Origin of the sequence: Deinococcus sp. QL22 (assembly GCF_023370075.1) — a bacterium.
Lineage (GTDB): Bacteria > Deinococcota > Deinococci > Deinococcales > Deinococcaceae > Deinococcus.
This window is the reverse complement of the sequence record NZ_CP097149.1, coordinates 1,571,334-1,590,611: the sequence shown is the minus strand read 5'-3', so window position 1 is coordinate 1,590,611 and position 19,278 is coordinate 1,571,334. Positions and strand designations below refer to the sequence as shown.

At 63.9% G+C, this 19,278-nt stretch carries 21 protein-coding genes; 15 read left to right on the top strand and 6 right to left on the bottom strand.

From position 1 onward, the window contains the following. The first annotated feature begins 23 nt into the window (after positions 1–23). Entirely contained in the window at positions 24–227 is a 204-nt protein-coding gene (locus M1R55_RS07685) for a hypothetical protein (RefSeq protein ID WP_249394077.1), read from the top strand. A gap of 123 nt (positions 228–350) precedes the next feature. Beyond that, the gene (locus tag M1R55_RS07680) at positions 351–1,367 is read left to right on the top strand and encodes a hypothetical protein (RefSeq protein ID WP_249394076.1); all 1,017 of its coding nucleotides are present in this window, start codon (positions 351–353) and stop codon (positions 1,365–1,367) included. A gap of 210 nt (positions 1,368–1,577) precedes the next feature. Here the strand turns inward: M1R55_RS07680 and M1R55_RS07675 are convergent, their stop codons facing one another. Next, a complete protein-coding gene (locus M1R55_RS07675) occupies positions 1,578–3,581 on the bottom strand; it encodes a S9 family peptidase (protein ID WP_249394075.1) in 2,004 nt (667 codons plus the stop codon). Between the two features lie 431 nt (positions 3,582–4,012). Here M1R55_RS07675 and M1R55_RS07670 point away from each other — a divergent pair, with 431 nt between their 5' ends. The 3 genes from M1R55_RS07670 to M1R55_RS07660 all read left to right on the top strand — a co-directional run bounded on the left by M1R55_RS07670 (position 4,013) and on the right by M1R55_RS07660 (position 5,783). Next, positions 4,013–4,204 carry a hypothetical protein gene (locus M1R55_RS07670; RefSeq protein ID WP_249394074.1) on the top strand — a complete coding sequence of 64 codons (192 nt, stop codon included), beginning with the start codon at positions 4,013–4,015 and terminating at the stop codon, positions 4,202–4,204. Positions 4,205–4,281: 77 nt separating this feature from the next. Beyond that, on the top strand, positions 4,282–5,391 hold the full coding sequence (locus tag M1R55_RS07665) for a M20 family metallopeptidase (protein ID WP_249394073.1): 1,110 nt from the start codon (positions 4,282–4,284) through the stop codon (positions 5,389–5,391). A gap of 92 nt (positions 5,392–5,483) precedes the next feature. Next, positions 5,484–5,783 (top strand): hypothetical protein, encoded by a 300-nt coding sequence (locus tag M1R55_RS07660; RefSeq protein WP_249394072.1) that lies wholly within the window; start codon positions 5,484–5,486, stop codon positions 5,781–5,783. 73 nt (positions 5,784–5,856) lie between these two features. On the opposite strand, the gene M1R55_RS07655 is transcribed toward M1R55_RS07660, so the two are convergent. Beyond that, entirely contained in the window at positions 5,857–6,546 is a 690-nt protein-coding gene (locus tag M1R55_RS07655) for a PIG-L deacetylase family protein (protein ID WP_249394071.1), read from the bottom strand. Between the two features lie 187 nt (positions 6,547–6,733). Here M1R55_RS07655 and M1R55_RS07650 point away from each other — a divergent pair, with 187 nt between their 5' ends. The 7 genes from M1R55_RS07650 (at position 6,734) to M1R55_RS07620 (ending at position 12,278) form a co-directional block, all read left to right on the top strand. Continuing rightward, positions 6,734–7,786 carry a GNAT family N-acetyltransferase gene (locus M1R55_RS07650; RefSeq protein WP_249394070.1) on the top strand — a complete coding sequence of 351 codons (1,053 nt, stop codon included), beginning with the start codon at positions 6,734–6,736 and terminating at the stop codon, positions 7,784–7,786. After that, positions 7,783–8,805 carry a GNAT family N-acetyltransferase gene (locus tag M1R55_RS07645; protein WP_249394069.1) on the top strand — a complete coding sequence of 341 codons (1,023 nt, stop codon included), beginning with the start codon at positions 7,783–7,785 and terminating at the stop codon, positions 8,803–8,805. Before M1R55_RS07650 ends, M1R55_RS07645 begins: the two co-directional genes overlap by 4 nt. Beyond that, entirely contained in the window at positions 8,802–9,854 is a 1,053-nt protein-coding gene (locus M1R55_RS07640; protein ID WP_249394068.1) for a GNAT family N-acetyltransferase, read from the top strand. The genes M1R55_RS07645 and M1R55_RS07640 overlap by 4 nt, the downstream gene beginning before the upstream one ends. Further along, positions 9,845–10,570: an arginase gene (locus tag M1R55_RS07635; RefSeq protein WP_249394067.1), complete on the top strand. Its 726-nt coding sequence runs from the start codon at positions 9,845–9,847 to the stop codon at positions 10,568–10,570. Before M1R55_RS07640 ends, M1R55_RS07635 begins: the two co-directional genes overlap by 10 nt. A gap of 84 nt (positions 10,571–10,654) precedes the next feature. Beyond that, a complete protein-coding gene (locus tag M1R55_RS07630) occupies positions 10,655–11,149 on the top strand; it encodes an NUDIX hydrolase (protein WP_249394066.1) in 495 nt (164 codons plus the stop codon). Between the two features lie 176 nt (positions 11,150–11,325). Further along, positions 11,326–11,883: a VUT family protein gene (locus tag M1R55_RS07625; protein WP_249394065.1), complete on the top strand. Its 558-nt coding sequence runs from the start codon at positions 11,326–11,328 to the stop codon at positions 11,881–11,883. Further along, entirely contained in the window at positions 11,880–12,278 is a 399-nt protein-coding gene (locus M1R55_RS07620) for a hypothetical protein (RefSeq protein WP_249394064.1), read from the top strand. Before M1R55_RS07625 ends, M1R55_RS07620 begins: the two co-directional genes overlap by 4 nt. Positions 12,279–12,352: 74 nt before the next feature. Here M1R55_RS07620 and M1R55_RS07615 read toward each other — a convergent pair whose 3' ends face one another. Then, positions 12,353–13,510, bottom strand: coding sequence for an A24 family peptidase (locus M1R55_RS07615; RefSeq protein ID WP_249394063.1), 1,158 nt, complete (start codon positions 13,508–13,510; stop codon positions 12,353–12,355). A 326-nt stretch (positions 13,511–13,836) separates the two neighbouring features. On the opposite strand from M1R55_RS07615, the gene M1R55_RS07610 reads away from it, so the two are divergent. Both M1R55_RS07610 and M1R55_RS07605 read left to right on the top strand, forming a co-directional pair. Then, positions 13,837–14,682 carry a CoA ester lyase gene (locus tag M1R55_RS07610; RefSeq protein ID WP_249394062.1) on the top strand — a complete coding sequence of 282 codons (846 nt, stop codon included), beginning with the start codon at positions 13,837–13,839 and terminating at the stop codon, positions 14,680–14,682. Next, entirely contained in the window at positions 14,646–15,629 is a 984-nt protein-coding gene (locus tag M1R55_RS07605; protein WP_249394061.1) for a carbohydrate kinase family protein, read from the top strand. Before M1R55_RS07610 ends, M1R55_RS07605 begins: the two co-directional genes overlap by 37 nt. 102 nt (positions 15,630–15,731) lie before the next feature. On the opposite strand, the gene M1R55_RS07600 is transcribed toward M1R55_RS07605, so the two are convergent. Further along, positions 15,732–16,430 carry a DNA-3-methyladenine glycosylase gene (locus tag M1R55_RS07600; protein WP_249394060.1) on the bottom strand — a complete coding sequence of 233 codons (699 nt, stop codon included), beginning with the start codon at positions 16,428–16,430 and terminating at the stop codon, positions 15,732–15,734. A 109-nt stretch (positions 16,431–16,539) separates the two neighbouring features. Between M1R55_RS07600 and M1R55_RS07595 the strand changes: the two genes are divergently transcribed. Next, positions 16,540–17,034, top strand: a complete 495-nt coding sequence (locus M1R55_RS07595; protein ID WP_249394059.1) for a YbaY family lipoprotein — start codon at positions 16,540–16,542, stop codon at positions 17,032–17,034. Between the two features lie 22 nt (positions 17,035–17,056). Here the strand turns inward: M1R55_RS07595 and M1R55_RS07590 are convergent, their stop codons facing one another. Further along, a complete protein-coding gene (locus M1R55_RS07590) occupies positions 17,057–18,391 on the bottom strand; it encodes a GH1 family beta-glucosidase (protein ID WP_249394058.1) in 1,335 nt (444 codons plus the stop codon). Positions 18,392–18,590: 199 nt separating this feature from the next. After that, the gene (gene phoU / locus M1R55_RS07585) at positions 18,591–19,235 is read right to left on the bottom strand and encodes a phosphate signaling complex protein PhoU (protein ID WP_064015657.1); all 645 of its coding nucleotides are present in this window, start codon (positions 19,233–19,235) and stop codon (positions 18,591–18,593) included. Positions 19,236–19,278 lie beyond the last annotated feature (43 nt).

Below are 19,278 nucleotides of genomic sequence, written 5' to 3'. Positions count from 1 at the left end.
AGCAGATATGACAGGCTTGGGGTATGGATTTAGAGTCTTGGAAACCCGACGACAATGCCCGGCGGTTGGCCACATTGATCGGCTCGTTTGGCGGCGTGTTCGCGTTTGTGGCGCTGTGGATGGGCCTGAGCCTGAATCCGCTGCTGGCCCTGCTGTGTGGTGTGGTAATTGGCCTGTTGGTGTTCGTGGTGCTGCGGCCCCTGCTGCGAGGCCTGTTTAGACGCTGATCCCTGAACCCTCTGGTACACAACGGTCAGTGGGACAGAAGTGGTGTTAGACTACGGGGTACGATCCACGCTTTTTCGCGCACGAACAGCGCAGCAAAGGGCGCAGGAAAAAGGAGTATTCGCATGACCGACAGCAATGACCAGCGCATGGACGCCCCCACCGACGGGCAGAATCCGGCAGAGCAGCAAGTAGAGAGCAGCACCGAGGCGCAGGCTATGGCCGCGCAACCTCACACGCAGGAAACTCCCGCAGAACTGCGCGACATCCTGCCCCAACTGGAAGGCGAACCCGACGAAGACCCCGTTCTGGACGCACAGGAAGAAGAAGCCGAGCGCGGCCTGAGTGCCGAGGGCGACAGCGAAAGCGATGACGAAGAAGAGGGCGAAGACGAGTACATCGACGCCGATGATCTGCTGGCCTTGCTGGGCGAGTTGAAGGAACTGCTGGAAGCGCAGGGCAAAGAACTGCGTGGCCTGCGCCGTGAAGTGCGCGAAATGCGTGAAGGGCAGGGTGCCCAGACCACCGGATTCAAGCCCCGCGAAGACAAGCCCCGTGAAGATCGCGGCGGCTATCAGGGCGGCGGAGACCGTGGCGGTCAAGGTGGCGGCGGCTTCCGTCCCCGTGAAGACCGTGGCGGGCAAGGCGGCTACCAAGGTGGCGGCGACCGTGGTGGATTCCGACCCGGTGGACAGGGCGGTTATCAGGGCGGCGGAGACCGTGGCGGTCAGGGTGGCGGTGGCTTCCGTCCCCGTGACGACCGTGGTGGGCAAGGCGGCTATCAGGGTGGCGGAGATCGTGGGGGTCAGGGTGGCGGCGGTTTCCGTCCCCGTGATGACCGTGGCGGGCAAGGCGGCTATCAGGGCGGCGGAGATCGTGGGGGTCAGGGTGGCGGCGGTTTCCGTCCCCGTGATGACCGTGGCGGGCAGGGCGGCGGCGGCTTCCGTCCCCGTGACGACCGTGGCGGACAGGGTGGTGGCGGCTACCAGGGCAGCAACTTCCGTCCCCGTGAGGAGCGTGCTCCTTCCGCGCCCAGCGACTTCCGCCCCCGCGAAAGCGCTGGCCCCGACCAGAGTACGGATCGTCCCCGCGCCCGGCCTGACCGTGGCTGGGACAACAACAAGCGCCGCGACGAAGACTAAACACTTCTGAGCAGGACTAAGCGAGAGGGCCGGAATTAATTTCCGGCCCTCTTTGCTGTGTGTTGTTGGGGAATGGGTGGCGTTGGGAGAAGTCCAAGGGTCTAAAGGTCTAAGGAAGGTCAAGGGCAATGCTTTAGGCCTGCGCTGTCATCTGTTCTTAGTCCCTTAGACCCTTGACCCTTAGACAAAGCATCCTTAGACGCCTCTCCCCTATCGCCCCGCTCCCAAATACCGATCCAGCCACCCCAAATACTCCTCTAGGCGCTGAATTCGGCGATCTGGGCGACCCGAGCGGCTGAGTTCGTGGTTCTCGCCGGGAAAACGCACCATCCGCACAGGCACGCCCATCTGCGTCAGGGCCGCGTACCATTGCTCGGCCTGCTCTATGGGGCAGCGGTGATCCAGCACGCTATGCACGATCAGGGTGGGCGTCTGCACTGCTTCGGCAAATTTCAGCGGACTCATGGCCCACAGTTGTTCTGCGTCGGCGCTGCGGTGGGCCTCTAAACCCAATTCATCGTGCCAGAAGCGCAGGCCGATGTCCGATGTACCGCTGAACGACACCAGATTGCAGATGCTCCGGTCTGTGATGGCCGCCCGGAAGCGGTTCGTGTGGCCCGTGATCCAGTTGGTCATGTAGCCGCCGTAACTGCCGCCCATCACGGCTGCATTCTGGCCGTCCAGGCGGGGGTGGGCGGCCAGCGCCGTATCGAAAAAGCCCAACAGGTCGTCGTAATCCACGCTGCCCCAGCGTCCATAATTTCCACTTGACCACGCCTGGCCGTAGCCCACGCTGCCGCGAGGATTGCTGTAGGCCACGCCGTACCCGCGTGCAGCCAGGAGTTGAAATTCGTGCATGAAGGCGTGACCGTAGGCAGTGTGCGGCCCACCGTGAATGCTGAGCAGCGCGGGTACGCGGGCGTCTCCGTGGGGCAAGAGTACCCAGCCTTCTCCCTCTCCGGCGTCGGTGGAGAAAGAAACCCGTTCGGGCGTTCGGGCGGCAAAAGGCAGGCGGGCATGCAAATTCGTGACCGCCGCTCCGTTCAATTCCACTTCCGGAAACTGGGTGGCACTCTCGCGGATCAGAGCGAGGCCGCCCGCGACGCCCGTAAACGCGGAGATCACGCCTTCGGGTTGATGATCGTGCGGCGTGACCGTTCCGTCTGGCCCTACCCGGAACAGGCCGCAACTGCCGCCCACCGTACTCAGCACCAGCAGCGATTCGCCGTGCCACACGGGGCGGGCGGGAAAGGCTCCCACATGGCAATCCCCCCCCACCAGCGGCGCAACCGGAGAGTCCCACCCTCCATCCAACCGCCCGGAAGTTCCGTCTGCGTGCAGCACGAACAGGTGGTCGTCTTCGGGGCTGCCTTTGCCTTCGGGCCGCCCAGTCACGGCCACACGCTGCCCATCGGCGTGCGGGGCCAGGGCCGAAATCGAGGAATTCCAGCGCCCGAACTGGCTGACTTCACCTTGCAAGTTCAGCGTAAACAATTCTTGCTGCCACTGGCTGGCCGCCCTGTCATCCAGGCTGGAGGCAAAGACCACGCCGCTGGAATTGGGCCACCACGCATAACTGGTCAGTTCCACGGACGGCGCGTGCCACTCGGTCAATTCTTCTGCGGCCACGTCGTAGCGCCACAGGCGGGCGGGCGTTTCGGGCAGCCAGTCGCGGCCATTGAAGCGGTAGCGGGGCTTGGTGATGATCCGGGCCTCGCCGCGTTCGTCGCGGTTGTCCTCGTCGTCGCCCGCACTCAGGAAGGTCAGAAATTGCCCGTCTGGACTCCACTGTACGTCCTGCACGCCCTGCCCGAAATCGGTGATTCGCTGGGCCTCGCCGCCCGACAAGGGGAGCAGATAAAGTTGTGGCTTGCTTAGAGGCGCTGTGGCTCCGGCTGCTGCCCGCGTAAAGGCCAAGGTTGCGCCATCGGGTGACCAGCGGGGCGAGGCGTCGCTGCCATCCCCACGGGTCAGGGGTGTGGCCTGCCCGCCCGCCGAATGCCAGATCTGCGAGCGCAGACGCGGTTTGGCGTAGGCCGGGTCAGGTGTGCGGGGGTCTTCTTCCTCGCTGCGGGTCAGGACAAAGGCCACCCGCCGTCCACCGGGCGACACCTGCGGGTCAGAGGGAAAGTGCAGGGCCAGCAGCGAATCGGGCTGCGCCGTTGCAGCATCAATCCTTAAATTGAGTGGAATCACGCCCGCAGTCAAGCACATTCTGGTGAGGCAGAAAAGCGGGGGCCGCCTGATGTCCTTTGAAGCCAAACTTCTCTAAGGGGCCTTGCGAGTGGAGTTGCGATTTGCCTAGAACACTTGCCAGTTCTGATGAGCTTTCACATCTTTCGTCAGCTTCGGCCCGGATTTGAATTCGTCCACAACGTGCACAAATGCCAGCCACAGCAATGAGGCCGGAGATTTATGATGGCTGACTCAAGGCCAACCCTATTTGTTCTTTCCTTTCTCGCAATTAAAAATCTTATGCTCGTCTTACCGGTTTTCTTCTGCCTGCCCAGCGTAATTCAGGTGCAGGCCCGGCAAGGTCATTGCCCTCAGTGCGCCCCGTTTGTTGCGGCGCATTGCCCTGTCCTCTCTCGCCCCAACCCCCACCGTCTCACTCTTGGCGTCCTGCGCCACCTTGGAGGTTGACTATGCAAGAACTCTCCTGCACCTGGGTTCCCGGAACCATCGATATCGTTCGTCTGAAAATTGGCGGGCGCACCATCGAATTGACCAGCACGCGCCTGGCACGCATTTTTGGCTCGCAGGCCCTCAATGATCTGTACATGCGGGGCCGCGCCGTCGTGCGAGCAAACCCCCAGCAAGTGCAACTGCTGACCTGACGCTTCTGCTCACGCGCCGCCTGTCCTTATACGAGGTGGGCGGCGTGTTCTTTGCCCGGTGGCGCTAGCATGACCGCATGACCGCTTCCGCCCCCTTACCTGATGTGGCCCACCTGCTGCCCGATCTGCATGAGCTGGTGGAAATAGAATCGCCGTCCGGCAATGCACAGGCCATAGCCCGCGTGATGGACGTGGTAGAAGGCTGGGCACGCGCACTGGGCGCAGAAGTCGAGCATCTGCCGGGTGGCACGCGCTCGTTTCTGTTTGGCAAGCAGGATCGCCCCGCTTTGATCCTCACGCACGCTGACACGGTTTGGCCGTTGGGCACGCTGGACACCATGCCGTTTCGGGTGGAAGGCAACCGCGTGTACGGCCCCGGCACCTACGATATGAAAGCCGGAATCGTGTCAGCTATTTACGCGCTCCGCACGCTGCACCAGTCGGGTGGTTGGCCTGCGGGCGGCGTGCAACTGCTGATCACGCCCGATGAAGAAGTCGGGTCTCACAGCAGCCGCGCCCACATCGAGGCCGCCGCCCGCCAGGCCCGCGCCGTGTTGGTCGTGGAGCCGCCTGTGGCCGATAGCCACGCCCTTAAAACCGGACGCAAAGGCGTCGGCTCGTTCATTCTTGCGCTGCACGGCGTTGCCAGCCACGCCGGAAACAAGCCCGAAGAAGGGGCCAGCGCTATTGCCGAAGCCGCCCGCCTGATTCCGGTCATTCACGCTCTGGCCCAGCCGGAAGCGGGGACGACGGTCAGCGTGGGCCTGATCCGGGGTGGCAGCGCCGTAAACGTGATTCCGGCCCTTTGCACACTGGAAATAGATGTGCGGGCAGGCAGCTTGGCAGAAGGCAAGCGCGTGACAGCTGGCATGCACGCCCTGACCGCCACAGATGCGCGTATTCGCCTGGAACTCAGCGGCGGCCTGAACCGTCCCCCCTTCGAGCGCGGGCCGCACACGATGGCGCTTTATGCACGGGCGCAGGCTCTGGCAAGTGGCCTCGGCTTTCAACTGACCGAGGAAGTGGTGGGCGGCGGCAGCGACGGCAATTTCACCGCGCCGCTCTCGCCCACCCTAGACGGCCTCGGTGCACCCGGCGACGGCGCACATGCTACCCACGAGCATGTGCGCCTGGATCGCTGGCCCCTGCACGTGGCGCTGCTGACAGGGCTTCTGCGGGAGGTGTGAAGGCCAGCATTGCCCACTCACACCTTCCATCAGCCCGCCCTCAACCCCTTGACCCTTAGATACCTTCCCCCGCACCCATCAGGAGACCCACCATGTTCGGACTGTTCGGCAAAAAACCAGGCAAGAACCCCAACGTCAAGCAAGACGATATCCATACCTACCGCGTGCGTGTGCGAACCAAGTTGCACGGCGAAATCGTGGAATTCCGCTTTACCAAAAGCGCCCACATCGGGATCAATGACGACGGAACCTACCTGTTCCGCAAAGCCGTCGTGTCGCCCAAGCACTTTGACAGAGGCGAACTCCTGGTGACCTTCGACAAGCGCTACAACGTGACGGCCACGACGGGAGAAGGCGTGGAATTTGTGCCCGTGTCGGAGTGGGAAGACTGAAGGCAGAGCGTAGAAGGTGGATCGTGGTTTGGCCTTTCCCACACGCCAAGATTCACCTTCTACATTCGATTTTTTACACTCCCACCTCGTAAAACGTTTCCTCCACAATCCGCTCCGGAAACTTGCGAATAAAATCCACGGTACTCAGCGCCTGCGTGCGGTGACAGGCGATGGCCTGCAGCTTGCGCGTAATAAAGGGCGTCACGTCGCGGCGGAGGTTGGCGGGGAGCCACTCCGGGCGCAGGGCCTCGTTTTCGGGGGCGGTATCGCTGGCGTAGTACCACAGGCGCGGGCGTTCGGCGGCGGGCAGGGCGTCCCAGGCGGCTTTCACGGCGCGGTGGGTGGTCACATGATCGGGGTGGCCGTTGCTGCCGTTGGGCGGAAAAGTCAGCACGATTTCCGGACGGTGGCGGGCCATAGCCTCGCGTGCCGTTTCAATAATTGGCTCTAGGGGCTGGTCTTGCAGATACTTGTCGGGAAAATTGTGCTGCTCGAAGCTGCTGCCGGGGGTGGTGGTCAGCCCAATGACGGCCAGACAGGCCCGCAACTCCGCGTCCCGCAGTTTGGCCAGTTCTTCCGGCGTATTGCACAGCCCCAGCATCCGCCCTGCTTCCCCGTGCGTCAGGGTCACAAGGCCGCAATTGTGGCCCTCGGCCAGCAGCGTCATCAGCGTGCCCGCCGCGCCGTACACCTCATCGTCGGGGTGCGGCAGGATCAGCAGGAGTTTCAGCCGGGGAGATTCTGTGTCGGGGGCGTGAGTCATGGGGGTCAGGATAGGGCGATTTGAGGAAGGTGGGTTGTGGGATGTGGAAAAAGATGAACGGCAGGGAACAACGGCAGAGCAAGCTGTGCGGTTTTGACATTGCTCCTTCCTACACCCCCAGCGCACCACGCTCCCCTACGTTTCTTGGCCGATGCGCTCCCCACCCTCCATCCTTCAGCATAGGGGCATGACTGATTCCACCATTTCTTCAACTGAAGGTTCTGCCCCGGCAAGCCCGCCCGCCTTCCACCTGCGCGAGTTCCGCAGTCCCGGCGATTACGTGGACGCCGCGTGGGTGCTGACCGCCGCCAGCCCGGAATGGCCCGTGACACCCGAACTGCTGCAAACGTGGGACGAGGCCGAAGACAAGAACCTGTTCCGCACCGATATCGTGGCCGAACAGGACGGGCGCGTGGTGGGCGTGGGCCGCGTTGGGCACGATGATTTTGCCTTCGAGGAGTGGCGTTACTGGGGCAACCTGACTGTTCACCCGGAGGCACGCGGGCAGGGCGTGGGCGGGGCGATGTACCGGGAACTCCTGGGACGGGTGCAGGCGCGTGAGGCGCGTGAAATTCGCACCATGCTGTCGGACGGAGCGCACCACAAGGCGGGCCGCGCCTTCCTTGCGGCACAGGGTTGGAAGGAAACGTGGCAAAGGTACGAGAGCCGGATTCAGACGGGTGACACCGATTTGTCCCGCTTTGGCCCACTGATGGACGGGGTGGCCGCGCACGGCATAGAACTGCATTCGGTGGCGTTGCTGGCCGCCGACCCGGAGCGCAACCGCAAGCTGTGGGAACTGGACTGGCTGCTGTTTCAGGATGTACCGATGGGCACGGTACTGACCAAACGATCCTTTGAGGCCTGGGTCAAGCAGGAATTGGAAGACCCCACCTTCAGCGCCGACCTGTCTTTTGTGGCGGTTCGCCCTGACCTGAACGACCCCCTGACCGGAAGCTACGTGGGCTACTCCACGCTGATGCAAAATCCATCGGGTTTTTATGTGATCGGCATGACGGGCGTGCGGCGCGAAGACCGGGGCAGAGGCGTGGCGAAAGCGCTGAAAGTGGCAGCGATGCAAGCCCTGAACACACGCGGCGGTGGCGAAATCCGCACCTTCAACGACGCGCCCAACGCAGCCATGTTGGGCATGAATCAGGCGCTCGGCTTTGTGCGCGGGCCGACGCACCTGCGCTACGAACTGCAACTGACAGAGGAAGGGACTGGAGAAGCAAAATGACCGCACCTTCCCCGCTGACCGTGAAGATTCGGGACTTCACCGACGCCGATTATCCCGCCCTTGCCAGTTTGCAGCAGGCCGTGTGGCCCAAGCAGACGGTGAGTGCCGAGTACCTCCAGCACGGCGATCAGGAGTTGCGTGAGCATCCCCGGCAGCCCCATTGGTGGCGAATTGTGGCCGAAGACGACGCCGGACAGGTGGTGGGCGCGGCTTCGGCGGTGCAGTGGCCCGGCATGTACGACCCCCACCGCTACCACGCCGAATTGATGGTGATGCCCGCTGCCGAGAGGCGGGGCGTGGGCCGTGCCCTGGCCGAAGCAGTCTGGGCACACCTACAGGAACGCGGCGCACGCGAGATCCTGGCAGGCACGCAGGAAGACCGGCCACGCGGTTTGGCGTTTCTGGCACACTGGGGTTTTGCCGAAGCCATGCGCTTTTTCGACAACGTGCTGGACGTGGCAACCTTCGACCCCACGCCGTTTGCCGCCGCGGCCCAACTGGCCCCCGGCTACCGCGCCGTGTCTCTGACCGACCTGAGCGCCGAACTTGGCCCCGACGCGGCATGGGCCGCCTATTTTGCCGGATTCGTGCAGGCCCGCGCCGATGTGCCGCGCACTGGAGAAGCCAGTCCCGTGCTGGAATCCGAGTTCCGCAAACGGGGGACGCATCCGCAGTTCTGGCCGGAAGCAGTGCTGCTGGCGGTGCATGACACCCGTGCTCATCAAACAGGTGGCGAAGTGGCGGCCCTCACCGAACTCTGGCTTGACCCCGCCGACGATGCCCGCCTGAATACTGGCCTCACCGGAACCACCCGCAATCACCGCCGACTGGGGCTGGCGCTGGCGCTGAAGCTGAAATCGATAGAGCAGGCAAGGGCGCGGGGCGCGGCAAAAATCTGGACGGGCAACGCCACCTCCAACCGCCCCATGCTGAACATCAACGAGCGGCTGGGCTTCGTGAAGGAACCCGCGTGGATAGAGATGCAGTGGTTTGCGCCGGGAGGTGAGGGCAAAGAATGAGCCGCTGGCCTGTTTCTGAATGGAATGTGCGGGGTATTCAGGACACCGACTGGGACGCCGCCGCCGAGGTCTGGACGGCGGCCCACCCACACGACCCCTTCAGCGGCCCGGAACTGAGGCACCAGACAGCGCAGCAAACCACCTGGGGCTACCGTCATACGGCGCTGGTGGCCGAAGCTGAGGGCGGAGCAACTTCGGGAAGCACCGTAGTCGGCCTGGGCCTGCTGTCGCAGAATCCGGGCATGTACCACCCGCAGCGGTTTGGGCTGGAATTGGCAGTGTGCCCGGAACGGCAGGGGCAGGGCGTGGGCGCGGCGTTATGGGAAGCACTGGAGGTGCAATTGCGTGACTGGCACGCCCTATCGGTTCGCACACTGGCCCGCGAAGATCACCCGCTCGCGCCCCATTTTCTGACCCGGCGCGGCTTTACTCGCGGCAAGCGGTACTTTACCAGCGCCGTGAACTTGAGTCAGGCCTCTGACGCAGCGCCATTTGACGAAGGGCCGTTTCTGCCCACCGAAGCGCGGCTGACCGCTCTGGGCGTGCGCGTCCGAAGCCTCGCGGAGGTGCGCGAATCTGGCACGCCCGACCTGCCCCGCCGCCTGCACGCCCTGATGTCCGATGTGCGCCGGGATGTCCCGCGTTCGGAACCCGCCACACCGCTCACCTTTGAAGTGTTCGACGAAGCCGTGCTGAACGATTCTTGCCTGTTGCCCGAAGCCTACCTGATCGCAGAAGCACCCGGCGGCGACTGGATCGGCCAATCCACCCTGTTCCGGTCTGAGGCCAGCGCCGACCTGTTGACCGGACTGACGGGCGTGACGCGGGACTGGCGCGGGCAGGGCGTGGCGACACTGTTGAAATTGCATGTCCTCCGGGTGGCACAGGCCCTGGCAGCCCAAACAGGCGGCGAGGTCTTCCTACGAACCGACAACGCCAGCGACAACGCGCCTATGCTGGCAATCAATGACCGCTTCGGCTTTGTGCGCGACCCCGCCAGCGTCAGTTGGGTGCTGGCGTTTGAAACGAGTGAGCGCCTTTGCTGCTGAGCATCGATTGGGACGCCTACAGCGGGTGCGCCGATCTGGTCTTTGATGCACCGATCTGGGGCACCCGCGACCTGCCCGCAGACCGAGAGGAGGCCTGGCAGGCCCGCACGCTGAGGCGCAATCCGCTGGCCCAGGACTGGACACCCCTGGCCGCCGACTTCCCGCTGTATCCCGGCTGGGAGGCGCTGGCACGCTACGCGGGATGCCCGGCCTGGGTCACGCTGTCCCACGCCGACGCCTGGGGCTGGCTGGAAGACCACGCCCGGCGGACTGGAGCGCCCCACGACGTGCTGAACATAGATTCCCACCATGACCTTGCCAGCAGGAGTGGCGACGGAACGCGGGTGCGGCCCGGAAACTGGGCGGGCCTCGGCCTCGGCGCGGGCATGATTCAGAACTACACCTGCCTGTATCCGGCGTGGCACACGACATTGGCGGTGGCCGAGGGCTTTGATCTGGAGCGCACCCACGCCGAGGTTGCTGGCCTGCTTTCCTCTGAACTGCTGCCCCGCCTTGCCCTGCGCCGGATGGCCGACCCGACTGGCGGCCTGCCCGACCCGGCAGAGGTCAGCGGCGTGTTGCTTGTGCAGTCGCCCGCGTGGACGAACCCGGCCCATGACCCGGCCTTCTGGGCACTGACCGAACACTTGAATGCACATGTAGTGGTGGCCCCCCTGTACCGACAATGGGGTGGGTGTGGCGCGCCTCCAAGCTGAACCGTTAAACTGGGGGCTGATTGTCTGCAGGCTGCTGGTCTGGCGGCCCCTTGCCGTTTGCCCACCCTCATTTCAGGAGAAGTTGTGACCACGTCCCCCCCAGAAACCGCCCGGCTCCTCGCCTATCAGGTGGGCGTGTTCGCCCTTGTGCACCAGCGAAATCAGTATTTGCTGGTGCGCCCGCGCCGTCCCATTTTGCCGGGCGGAAATTACGGTCTGCCGGGCCTGGTTCTCGACGCCGAAGCGGGCAGCGGGGTAGTGGAAATGGGACGGCGCCGCGCTCTTTTGGCTCAGGTGGGGATTTCGGTTTCGGGACTGCGCCTGGTGGGCAGCCACGCCGCACGCGGCACCGAACATGGGCAGGCCGACGCCCGCCTGTACCTTATTTTTGGCACCGAATACTGCTCCGGCATCCTGAATCCTCAGCCCGCCGAACTGTACAGCGCCGAATGGATGGCTGCCTCCAGCTTCGATAACCGCACCCCAGAATGGCTGCACGCCGCCGTGCGCGAATACCAGACGACTGCCGCGCCCACGCCGCCGCCCTCGGTGTCCTCAGTGTTTGGCCGCAAACGCTAAGCCAGTCAGAGGGGAAGACACAACACCTAGTCTTCCTTCTCTGCAGGGGAAGGCAGTGCGCCAGTAACGGGGGGGTAATCTTCCAATTCAGGGCGCACTTGCCTTTTTCTCCGCCCCATTCCTGCTAGGCTTTCTGCCTGCCCGTGACCTGTGTTGTCGCTGCGGCTGGAGGCTGTATGAGAAAGAGTTCTACGATGGCGGCCCTGACTGGCCTGCCCCTGCTCCTGATCGCCCTGTACGCGCTGAGCATTTTGCTCGCCAACCTGACGCTCAATAGCTTTATTCCACTGCCTGTTTTCGGTCTGCTGAGTGTAGGCACTATTTTCTTCGCGGCAGTATTCACCCTGCGAGACCGGATTCACCAAGCGGGCGGGTTGCGGGCCGTGTATATCGCTCTTGCGCTGGCGTTGGTGGTCAATACGCTGTTTGCTCTCGTCACAGGCACCCCCTGGCGCTTTATTGGGGCGTCGTTTCTGGCCCTCCTGATCGGAGAATTGGCCGATACAGGCGTGTATCAGCGCCTCATTCACCGCAACTGGTGGACACGGGTGCTGGCGAGCAACGCTGTGAGTGTGCCGCTGGATTCCATCCTATTTACGGTGCTGGCCTTTTACGGCGATATGAGCAACCGCGACATCGCCCAGATCATCTTTGCCGACATTCTGGCTAAGTTCCTGATCGCAGCCCTGTTCGCCTTCCGGGTACGCTCGGTGGCTCGCCCCACCACATCATGACCAGTGAATGTCCAGTGGCACAGGCCGCCCCTGAACCCATTCCCGCCGAACTGCTGAAGACGATTGCCAACGCCCGGCCCCACTTGCCCACCCTTGTAGAACACATCCTACATCTGCCCGAACTGTGCCCCGCCACGCAGAATCCGGCCCCCGGCAGCACACTTACGGTCAGCTATAGGGCGGGAGAGTGGCTACTGGAACTGTTCAGTTTGGATACCTATATCGACGCTTTTTTTGCCCACCCCGTCGTGCGTGATATGGAACTGTTCGTACAGACGGTGGCTCAAGACGCGGCCAATGCAGCGCGGGTAGAAGTGACTGTGTTGGCCGACGTGCGCCTGAACAGAGTGCGGCAGGGCCAGCGAATTACAGTGATGGCCCTGCCGGAAAGCTGAGGCCGAAGCATCGCAAAAACTCAGGCCCCGAATGTCAGGACGATACGGGGCCTAATTCATTAGCCTTGCAGTCTTTACAGCCCCAGCATCCCCCGGTAGCTCTCCACGATCGCCGCGCCCCAGATCAGCGCCACCACTGCGCCGAGGGCCAGATACGGCCCGAACTTGACGCGGTTTTCACTCTTGAGGGCCAGTTGCACGATGCCGAACAGGGCCCCGGCAAATACAGCGACGACCACCGCCACCAATAAGCGCTCCCAGCCCAAAAACGCACCGATCACGGCGGCCAGTTTCACGTCGCCAAAGCCCATGGCGCTGGGGTCGTAGGGGGCGTCGTCTTCGGCTGTGTCTGCTTTGGCGGTGCGTAAATATTGAATCCACCAGTACAGGCCCGCCACCAGCGATACCGCGCCGGCTGCGGCCAGTGCTCCCTGCACCATCAGAATCAGGCCCATGCCGTAGCCTGCGCTGCCCAGCATCACGCTGACCAGAAAGCCGCCGATGGTGAGCAATTCGGGAATACGCACCACACGCCGAGCCGCCAAATTTATGCCCACCGCCAGCAGGCCCACGCCCGCGCCCCACCACGGCCCCAGCCACGCCCCCGCCAGCAGCGCCAGACTGATCTGCTGGTAGCCGATGGGAAAATCAGGGTATTGCCGCTCCTTGAACCGCCGCAGCACCCATGAAGCCAGCAAGTCTATGGTGACCAACAGACCCGCGCCCAGCAGCGCCCCGTTCACGGCTTCCGGCAAGTTGGGTAGGTTGTATTCGGCCCCCGCCGCCCGCGCCCCGAAGAAGGCAAACACCAGCCCCAGCACCACGCCGGGCAGGGTCAGTTCGTCGGGAATGGTGTAGGTGTCGAGGTCTATGGCGCTGGCGACCAGCAGCAGCGTAAACAGCACCATCAGACCCAGTGTGCCCACGCCGTAGACGCCCAGCGGGAATAGGGCCGCGATGACGCCGTAGCCGAGGCCCGTCAGCAATTCTACGACCGGATACCGCCGCTTGATGGGAGCGCGGCAGTAGCGGCATTTGCCCCCCAGCGCCAGCCAGGAGGCCACAGGCACGAGGTCTAGGGGACTGAGGGCGTGGTCGCAGTGCGGGCAATGACTGGGCGGAAAAGCGATGTTTTCACCGCGTGGAAGCCGCCAGATCAGCACATTGGAAAACGAGCCGACCAACAACCCGAATACGGCGGCGCACACTACGATGAAGACGTCGAGATTCACCCGGAGAGTGTAGGGGAAGGGGCGTCACACGGGTCTGTCAGGGCGGGGTTGGGGCTGGATTGAAAGGCCTGTTCAGAATTCACGGCACTGGCCCCCATTCTTTGGCGTTATTACTGTCCCTATACGGCGGCGAGGACAGTGAATGTAGCTCAGCAAATGCAGCCCTGGCCCTCCTCTCTCCCCCAGTTCATACAACCCCGTTAGACTGCCCCTATGCCCCGCCTCCTTTCCCTCCTGCTGGCCCTGCTGCCCTTCTTGCTGGCGTCTAGCGCGGCCAAAGCGGCCCGCCGACGCCCCAGCGCCATTCATCAGCAGGCGCGACTCGAATGACCGCCCCAACGTTGTGGCGATCCGTGCTGTACGTGCCCGGCGACAAGCCGAGGGCCATAGAAAAGGCGCGTGGGCTGGGGGCCGACGCCATTATTTTGGACTTGGAAGACGCGGTGGCCCCCGAAGCCAAAGCGCAGGCGCGGGAGAATGTGCGGCTGGCGCTGCGGGCGGGGAGCTGGCGCGTGCCGGTGCTGGTGCGCGTGAACGGCCTGGGCACCGAACACGAACATGCAGACCGGGAAATGGCGTTGCTGTCGGGCGCGGCGGGGCTGGTGCTGCCCAAGACCGAGGACGCCAGCGCCGTGGCCGCACTTAGCTTGGGCCTGCCGCTGTGGGCCATGATCGAAACGCCTGCCGGGGTACTGCACGCCGCCGCCATTGCCGCCGTGCCGGGTGTGGCGGGCCTGTTGGTGGGCGCAAACGATCTGGCCCGCGCCCTGCGAACTGGGCCGCACCCCGAACGCTTGCCACTCTTGCACGCCCTGTCTGCGGTGGTGCTGGCCGCCCGCGCCGCCGGAAAATTGCCGCTGGACGCCGTGTTCAACGACATCACCGATGGGGAAGGCTTGGCCCGCGAATGCGCTCAGGGCCGCATGCTGGGCTTTGCGGGCAAAACAGTGATTCATCCGGGCCAGATTGCGGCGGCCAATGCCGCGTATGGCGTGACCGCTGCACAGGCCACCGACGCCCGCGCCCTGCTGAGCGCCTGGGAAACCGCCCGCACCGAGGGCAAAAGCGTCGCCACCTACCAGGGGTCACTAGTCGAACAGATGCACGTGGACGCAGCACGGGATAACCTGACCTTGTGGGCACAGCAGACGCAACCGGAATCAACCCCTTGACCGCTCCAGCTTCGGCCCCGGCCCGCGTGGTCGTGGTGGGCGGCGCGAACGTGGATCTCAAGGCCCACACGCTGGCCCCGGTTATTCTGGGCACCAGCAACCCCGGCCTGACCACCCAGACGGCGGGCGGCGTGGCCCGTAACATTGCCGAAAATTTGGCGCGGCTGGGTGTGGCTGTGTCGCTGGTCAGCGCGGTAGGCCGCGACAGTCTGGGCGACGCCCTGCTGGACGATTCCAAGCTGGCGGGTGTGGATGTGCGCTTTGTGATGCGGGTCAACGAACACCTGACGGGCACATACATGGCGACCCTCGATCATGAGGGAGAACTGTTGGTGGCCGTGTCTGACATGACTGTGCTGAGCGTATTGACCCCCACCACCCTGCATGACCGCCGGGCCGTGCTGCGCGGCGCAACCTGGGTGGTGGCCGACGGGAACCTGACCGAACCCACCCTCAACCACCTCATGAAGCTGGCCGCCGAAGTTGGTATCCCAGTGGCCTTCGAGCCAGTCAGCGTGCCCAAGGCCCTGCAAATCCGTTCCTCTGTTGCGGCTGGGTTCCCCCCACACACCATCACACCCAATCTGCTGGAGCTGGGCGCACTCGTAGGCCGCGACGTGCCTGACCGGTTGGCCGACATCCGCGCCGCCGCAGAGGAGCTGCACGCACAGGGGATTGACACCGTCTGGGTGCGGCGTGGGCAGTTGGGCAGCCTGCTCTCTATGCCCGGAACCTACACCGAACTGCCCACTATTCCCGCCAAAGTCGCCGACGTGACCGGAGCCGGAGACGCGATGCTGGCCGCCTACCTCGCTGCGCTTCTGGCAGGAGTGGCCCCCGTCGGAGCCGCCCGCCAGGGGCACGCCGCCGCCGCCCTGACTGTGGAAAGTACCCATACGGTTTCCCCCACAATGACGCGGGAAGCGGTGGTGGAGAGGCTCGGGTAGGAAGGTGGGAACAGCGCGGGTGGGCATGAGCGTCAACATCTTTGACTCTGAACTGGAGCAACTCACCTAGAGATTCATTTCACATCGCCACGATCCACACTCCTACCCCGCCACCGGTTCCCCGCCGCCTTTGACGCGGTGGTTTTCGGCCCATATATAGCGGGCGGCCAGCGTGCGGTACGGTGCCCAGCCTTCCAGTACCGCGGCGGGCGGCGTGTGCGGGTGCAACCTCGCCAGCCCTTGCCTGAGCACGAGGTCGCCCATGCTGAATACGTCGGGGCGGGCCAGCGCGAACATCAGGAACATCTCCACCGTCCAGCGGCCTATGCCGGGCAGCGGAATCAGGGCGGCGATCACGGCCTCGTCGGGCAAGGTGGACAGGTGGGCAAAATCTACCCGGCCATCCAGCGCGGCGGCGGCCAAGGCCTGCACCGTCCGGACTTTGGCCCAGGACAGCCCGAACGAGCGCAGGGTTTCGCCGTCTGCGGCAACTAAGGCTTCGGGGGTGATGGTGATCGGAACGCCAGTCTGGGAATCCGGTTCGCCCAGTATAGGTTCGCCCAGCGCAGCCACCAGTCGCCCATGAATGCTGGCCGCCGCCTTCACGCTCAGTTGTTGCCCGTTCACACTGCGAATGAGGGTGCCGAACGAGTCGGCAGTGGGCGTCAGCACGGGCACACCGCCCACCTGGGCAATGACCTGGGCCAGCAAAGGGTCACGCGAGAGGTGCAGCAGGGCCGCCGCATGGTCGGTAAGCGGCAGGTCGGGCAGCGGGGCAGGCAAAGGCAGAGCTTCGGGCATCTCTGTATTGTGCAGGCCAAAAGAAAGCCCTGTTTAAACTCTTGCTGTATCCACCTGGGCTAAACACCCAGTCATCCTCCCATCACATTCATCAGGTATGGATAGAGGCATGAAGCCCTCACGCTTAATGCTGCCCGCCCTCGCCGCTCTGCTGCTGGCCGGAGCCTCGGCCCAGACCACCATCGGCGGCATGACTATTACCCGCCCGGCCCCAACAGCTCGCCCGGCCACCGCGCCCAGCGCCACTTCTTCCAGCACAGCTGCCAGCATTCCGGCAGGCTGGCGCGAGTTGCGTGGGCAGGTGCTGACGCCCAACCGAATGGCCCTCCCCGCGGGCAGCACGGTCACGGTGGTCATCGAGGACGTGTCGCTGCAGGACGTGGCCTCGCGCCAGTTGGTCAGAATCCAGTTTTCCGCGCCGCGCTTGCCCACTTCTTACCAGATCGTATACAACCCGGTGCGTTTTTCGGCCAGCCGCAGCTACGCCGTCCGGGCCACCGTGACCGACAAGAACGGCAGGTTGCTGTACGTGACCGACACCCGGACGGAACTCCCCAGCGGGAGCCGTACTGTGCTAGACGTGAAGGTGGTCAGGGTTCGCTGAGCAGGGGGAAAAGGGCTAAGGCTTACCGCTCAATTCGCCGTTTCAGCCAGTAAAAACTGTCTTTGGGCGTGCGCTCCTGTGTCTCGAAGTCCACGTACACCAGCCCGAACCGCTGCGAGTAGCCCTCGGCCCATTCAAAGTTGTCCATCAGGCTCCACGCGAAGTAGCCGCGCACATCGGTTCCCTGCGCTATGGCGGTGGCAACGGCGTCCAGATGGGCCTCGTGGTAGCGGCTACGGGCCTCGTCGCGCACCCGGCCATCTATCAAGACATCGGGCTGAGAGCAGCCACTTTCGGTAACGTAGAGGGGCGGGCAATCGTCGCCGTAGCGGGCCTTCAGGTCGGTCAGCGTTTGCGTCAGCGCTTCGGGCACCACCGACCAGCCGAAGTTGGTGCGCTCGCGGCCCGGCACACCTTCCACCTTGGCCCCAAACGGTGACTGCGGATCGGCGGTGACATGATCGGGCTGATAGTAATTGACGCCCAAAAAGTCCAGCGGCGCGGCAATGGTGGCGAGGTCACCCGATTGGATCAGGTTCAGGGCTTGGGGTGCGTGCGTATTCACCAGTTCCAGCACCACCGCCGGGTATTCGCCGCACAGGAGGGGATCGGTAAAGAGGTGGTTGTGCAGCGCGTCCAGTTGCGCCGCCGCCCCATGATCGGCATCACGGTCTGTGGCGGGCCAGGCGGGGGCGTAGTTGTTGGCGATGCCCACCTGCCGCGCCCCGGCCTCCCGCAGGGCACGCACCGCCATGCCGTGCGCCAACAACTGATGGTGCGCCGAAGCGAAGCCGCCCGCCAGCCCCAACTGATGCCCCGGCGCGTGCATGCCCAGCATGTAGCCCAGCGCCATGACCACGAAGGGTTCATTCAGGGTCATGAATCCGGCGGCGCGGTCGGCCAGTTTTTCGCCTACTACAAAGGCATAGTCTTCAAATCGGTGGGCGGTATCGCGGTTCAGCCAGCCGCCGTTGTCTTCCAGGGGTTGCGGCAAATCCCAGTGGAACAGCGTGGGCCAGGGTTGAATGCCCGCGTTCAGGAGTTCGTCGGTCAGGGCGTCGTAAAAGGCCAGTCCCGCCGCGTTGGTGCGCCCCTTGCCTTCTGGCTGCACCCTCGGCCAGGCAATGCTAAAGCGGTAGGCCGTGAGGCCCAATTCCTTCATCAGCGCCACGTCTTCCTTGTAGCGGTGGAAATGGTCGCAGGCCACGTCGCCCGTATCGCCGTTCTTGATCCGGCCCGCCGTGTGGGAAAAATTGTCCCAGACGCTTGCGCCGCGCCCGCCTTCCTGCACGCCGCCCTCGATCTGATAGGCCGCTGTCGCCGCTCCCCACACGAATCCCGCCGGAAGATCGCTCATGGAGTTCAGGGTAGCGCGGGGAGCAGGGGAATGAAAAACCGCCCACTGAAGGGCGGCGATTCTGTCTAGTGCGGTGTTCTTTCGGCTCAGAGCAGTTCTCCGAATTACGTGATCAGAGAAAAGACTTCTGATCACTCCATTCTCCGTCCTGCTCGGTAAAATTCACTCGCTCCGCTCGGTCATTATTATGACAAATGCTCTAGGCTTCCCGCTGCCCCGTCACCCAGTACCGCACGCGCTCGGCGATGTTTTCCATGTGATCGCCCACGCGCTCCAGGCTGCGGCCCACGCGCATCAGCATCAGGGCCTTGGAAATGTTGCGTGGGTCTTCCAGCATGTAGGTCACCAGTTCGCGCTGAATCTGCTCGTACAGGTCGTCTACCTCGTCGTCCATGCCAATCGTCGCTTCGGCGCGGGTCACGTCGCGGTCTGCGAGGGCAGTGCGGAGATTCTGGCTCATTTCGCCGAGGCGTTCCAGCATCCGGGCCAGATTCACGTAGCGTTTGAGGGCCGGAGCCTGCGCCAATTCTGAGCCGTCTTTGGCAACGTGGACGGTGTAATCGCCCATGCGTTCTATGTCGCTCAGGCTTTTCAGGATCAGGGCCACCATCCGCAGGTCGCGGGCCACCGGCTGATGCAGCGCGATGATCCGCAGGCATTCGGCCTCGATCTGGGCTTCCTGCGCGTCTACTTCCCGGTCTAGAGCGCGAATTTCCTCCAGGCGCTCGGTGCGCTCGTGCAGCAGGATGTCGGCGGCTATAGGCAACATACGTTCGACCGTGCCCAACATGTTCAGTGCGCCGTTCAGCACAGCACGGAGATCGGATTCGAGGGCTTCACGCATAGGGCACTCCTGAAGAACAGTCCGGGGGAGCCGGAACAGTGGT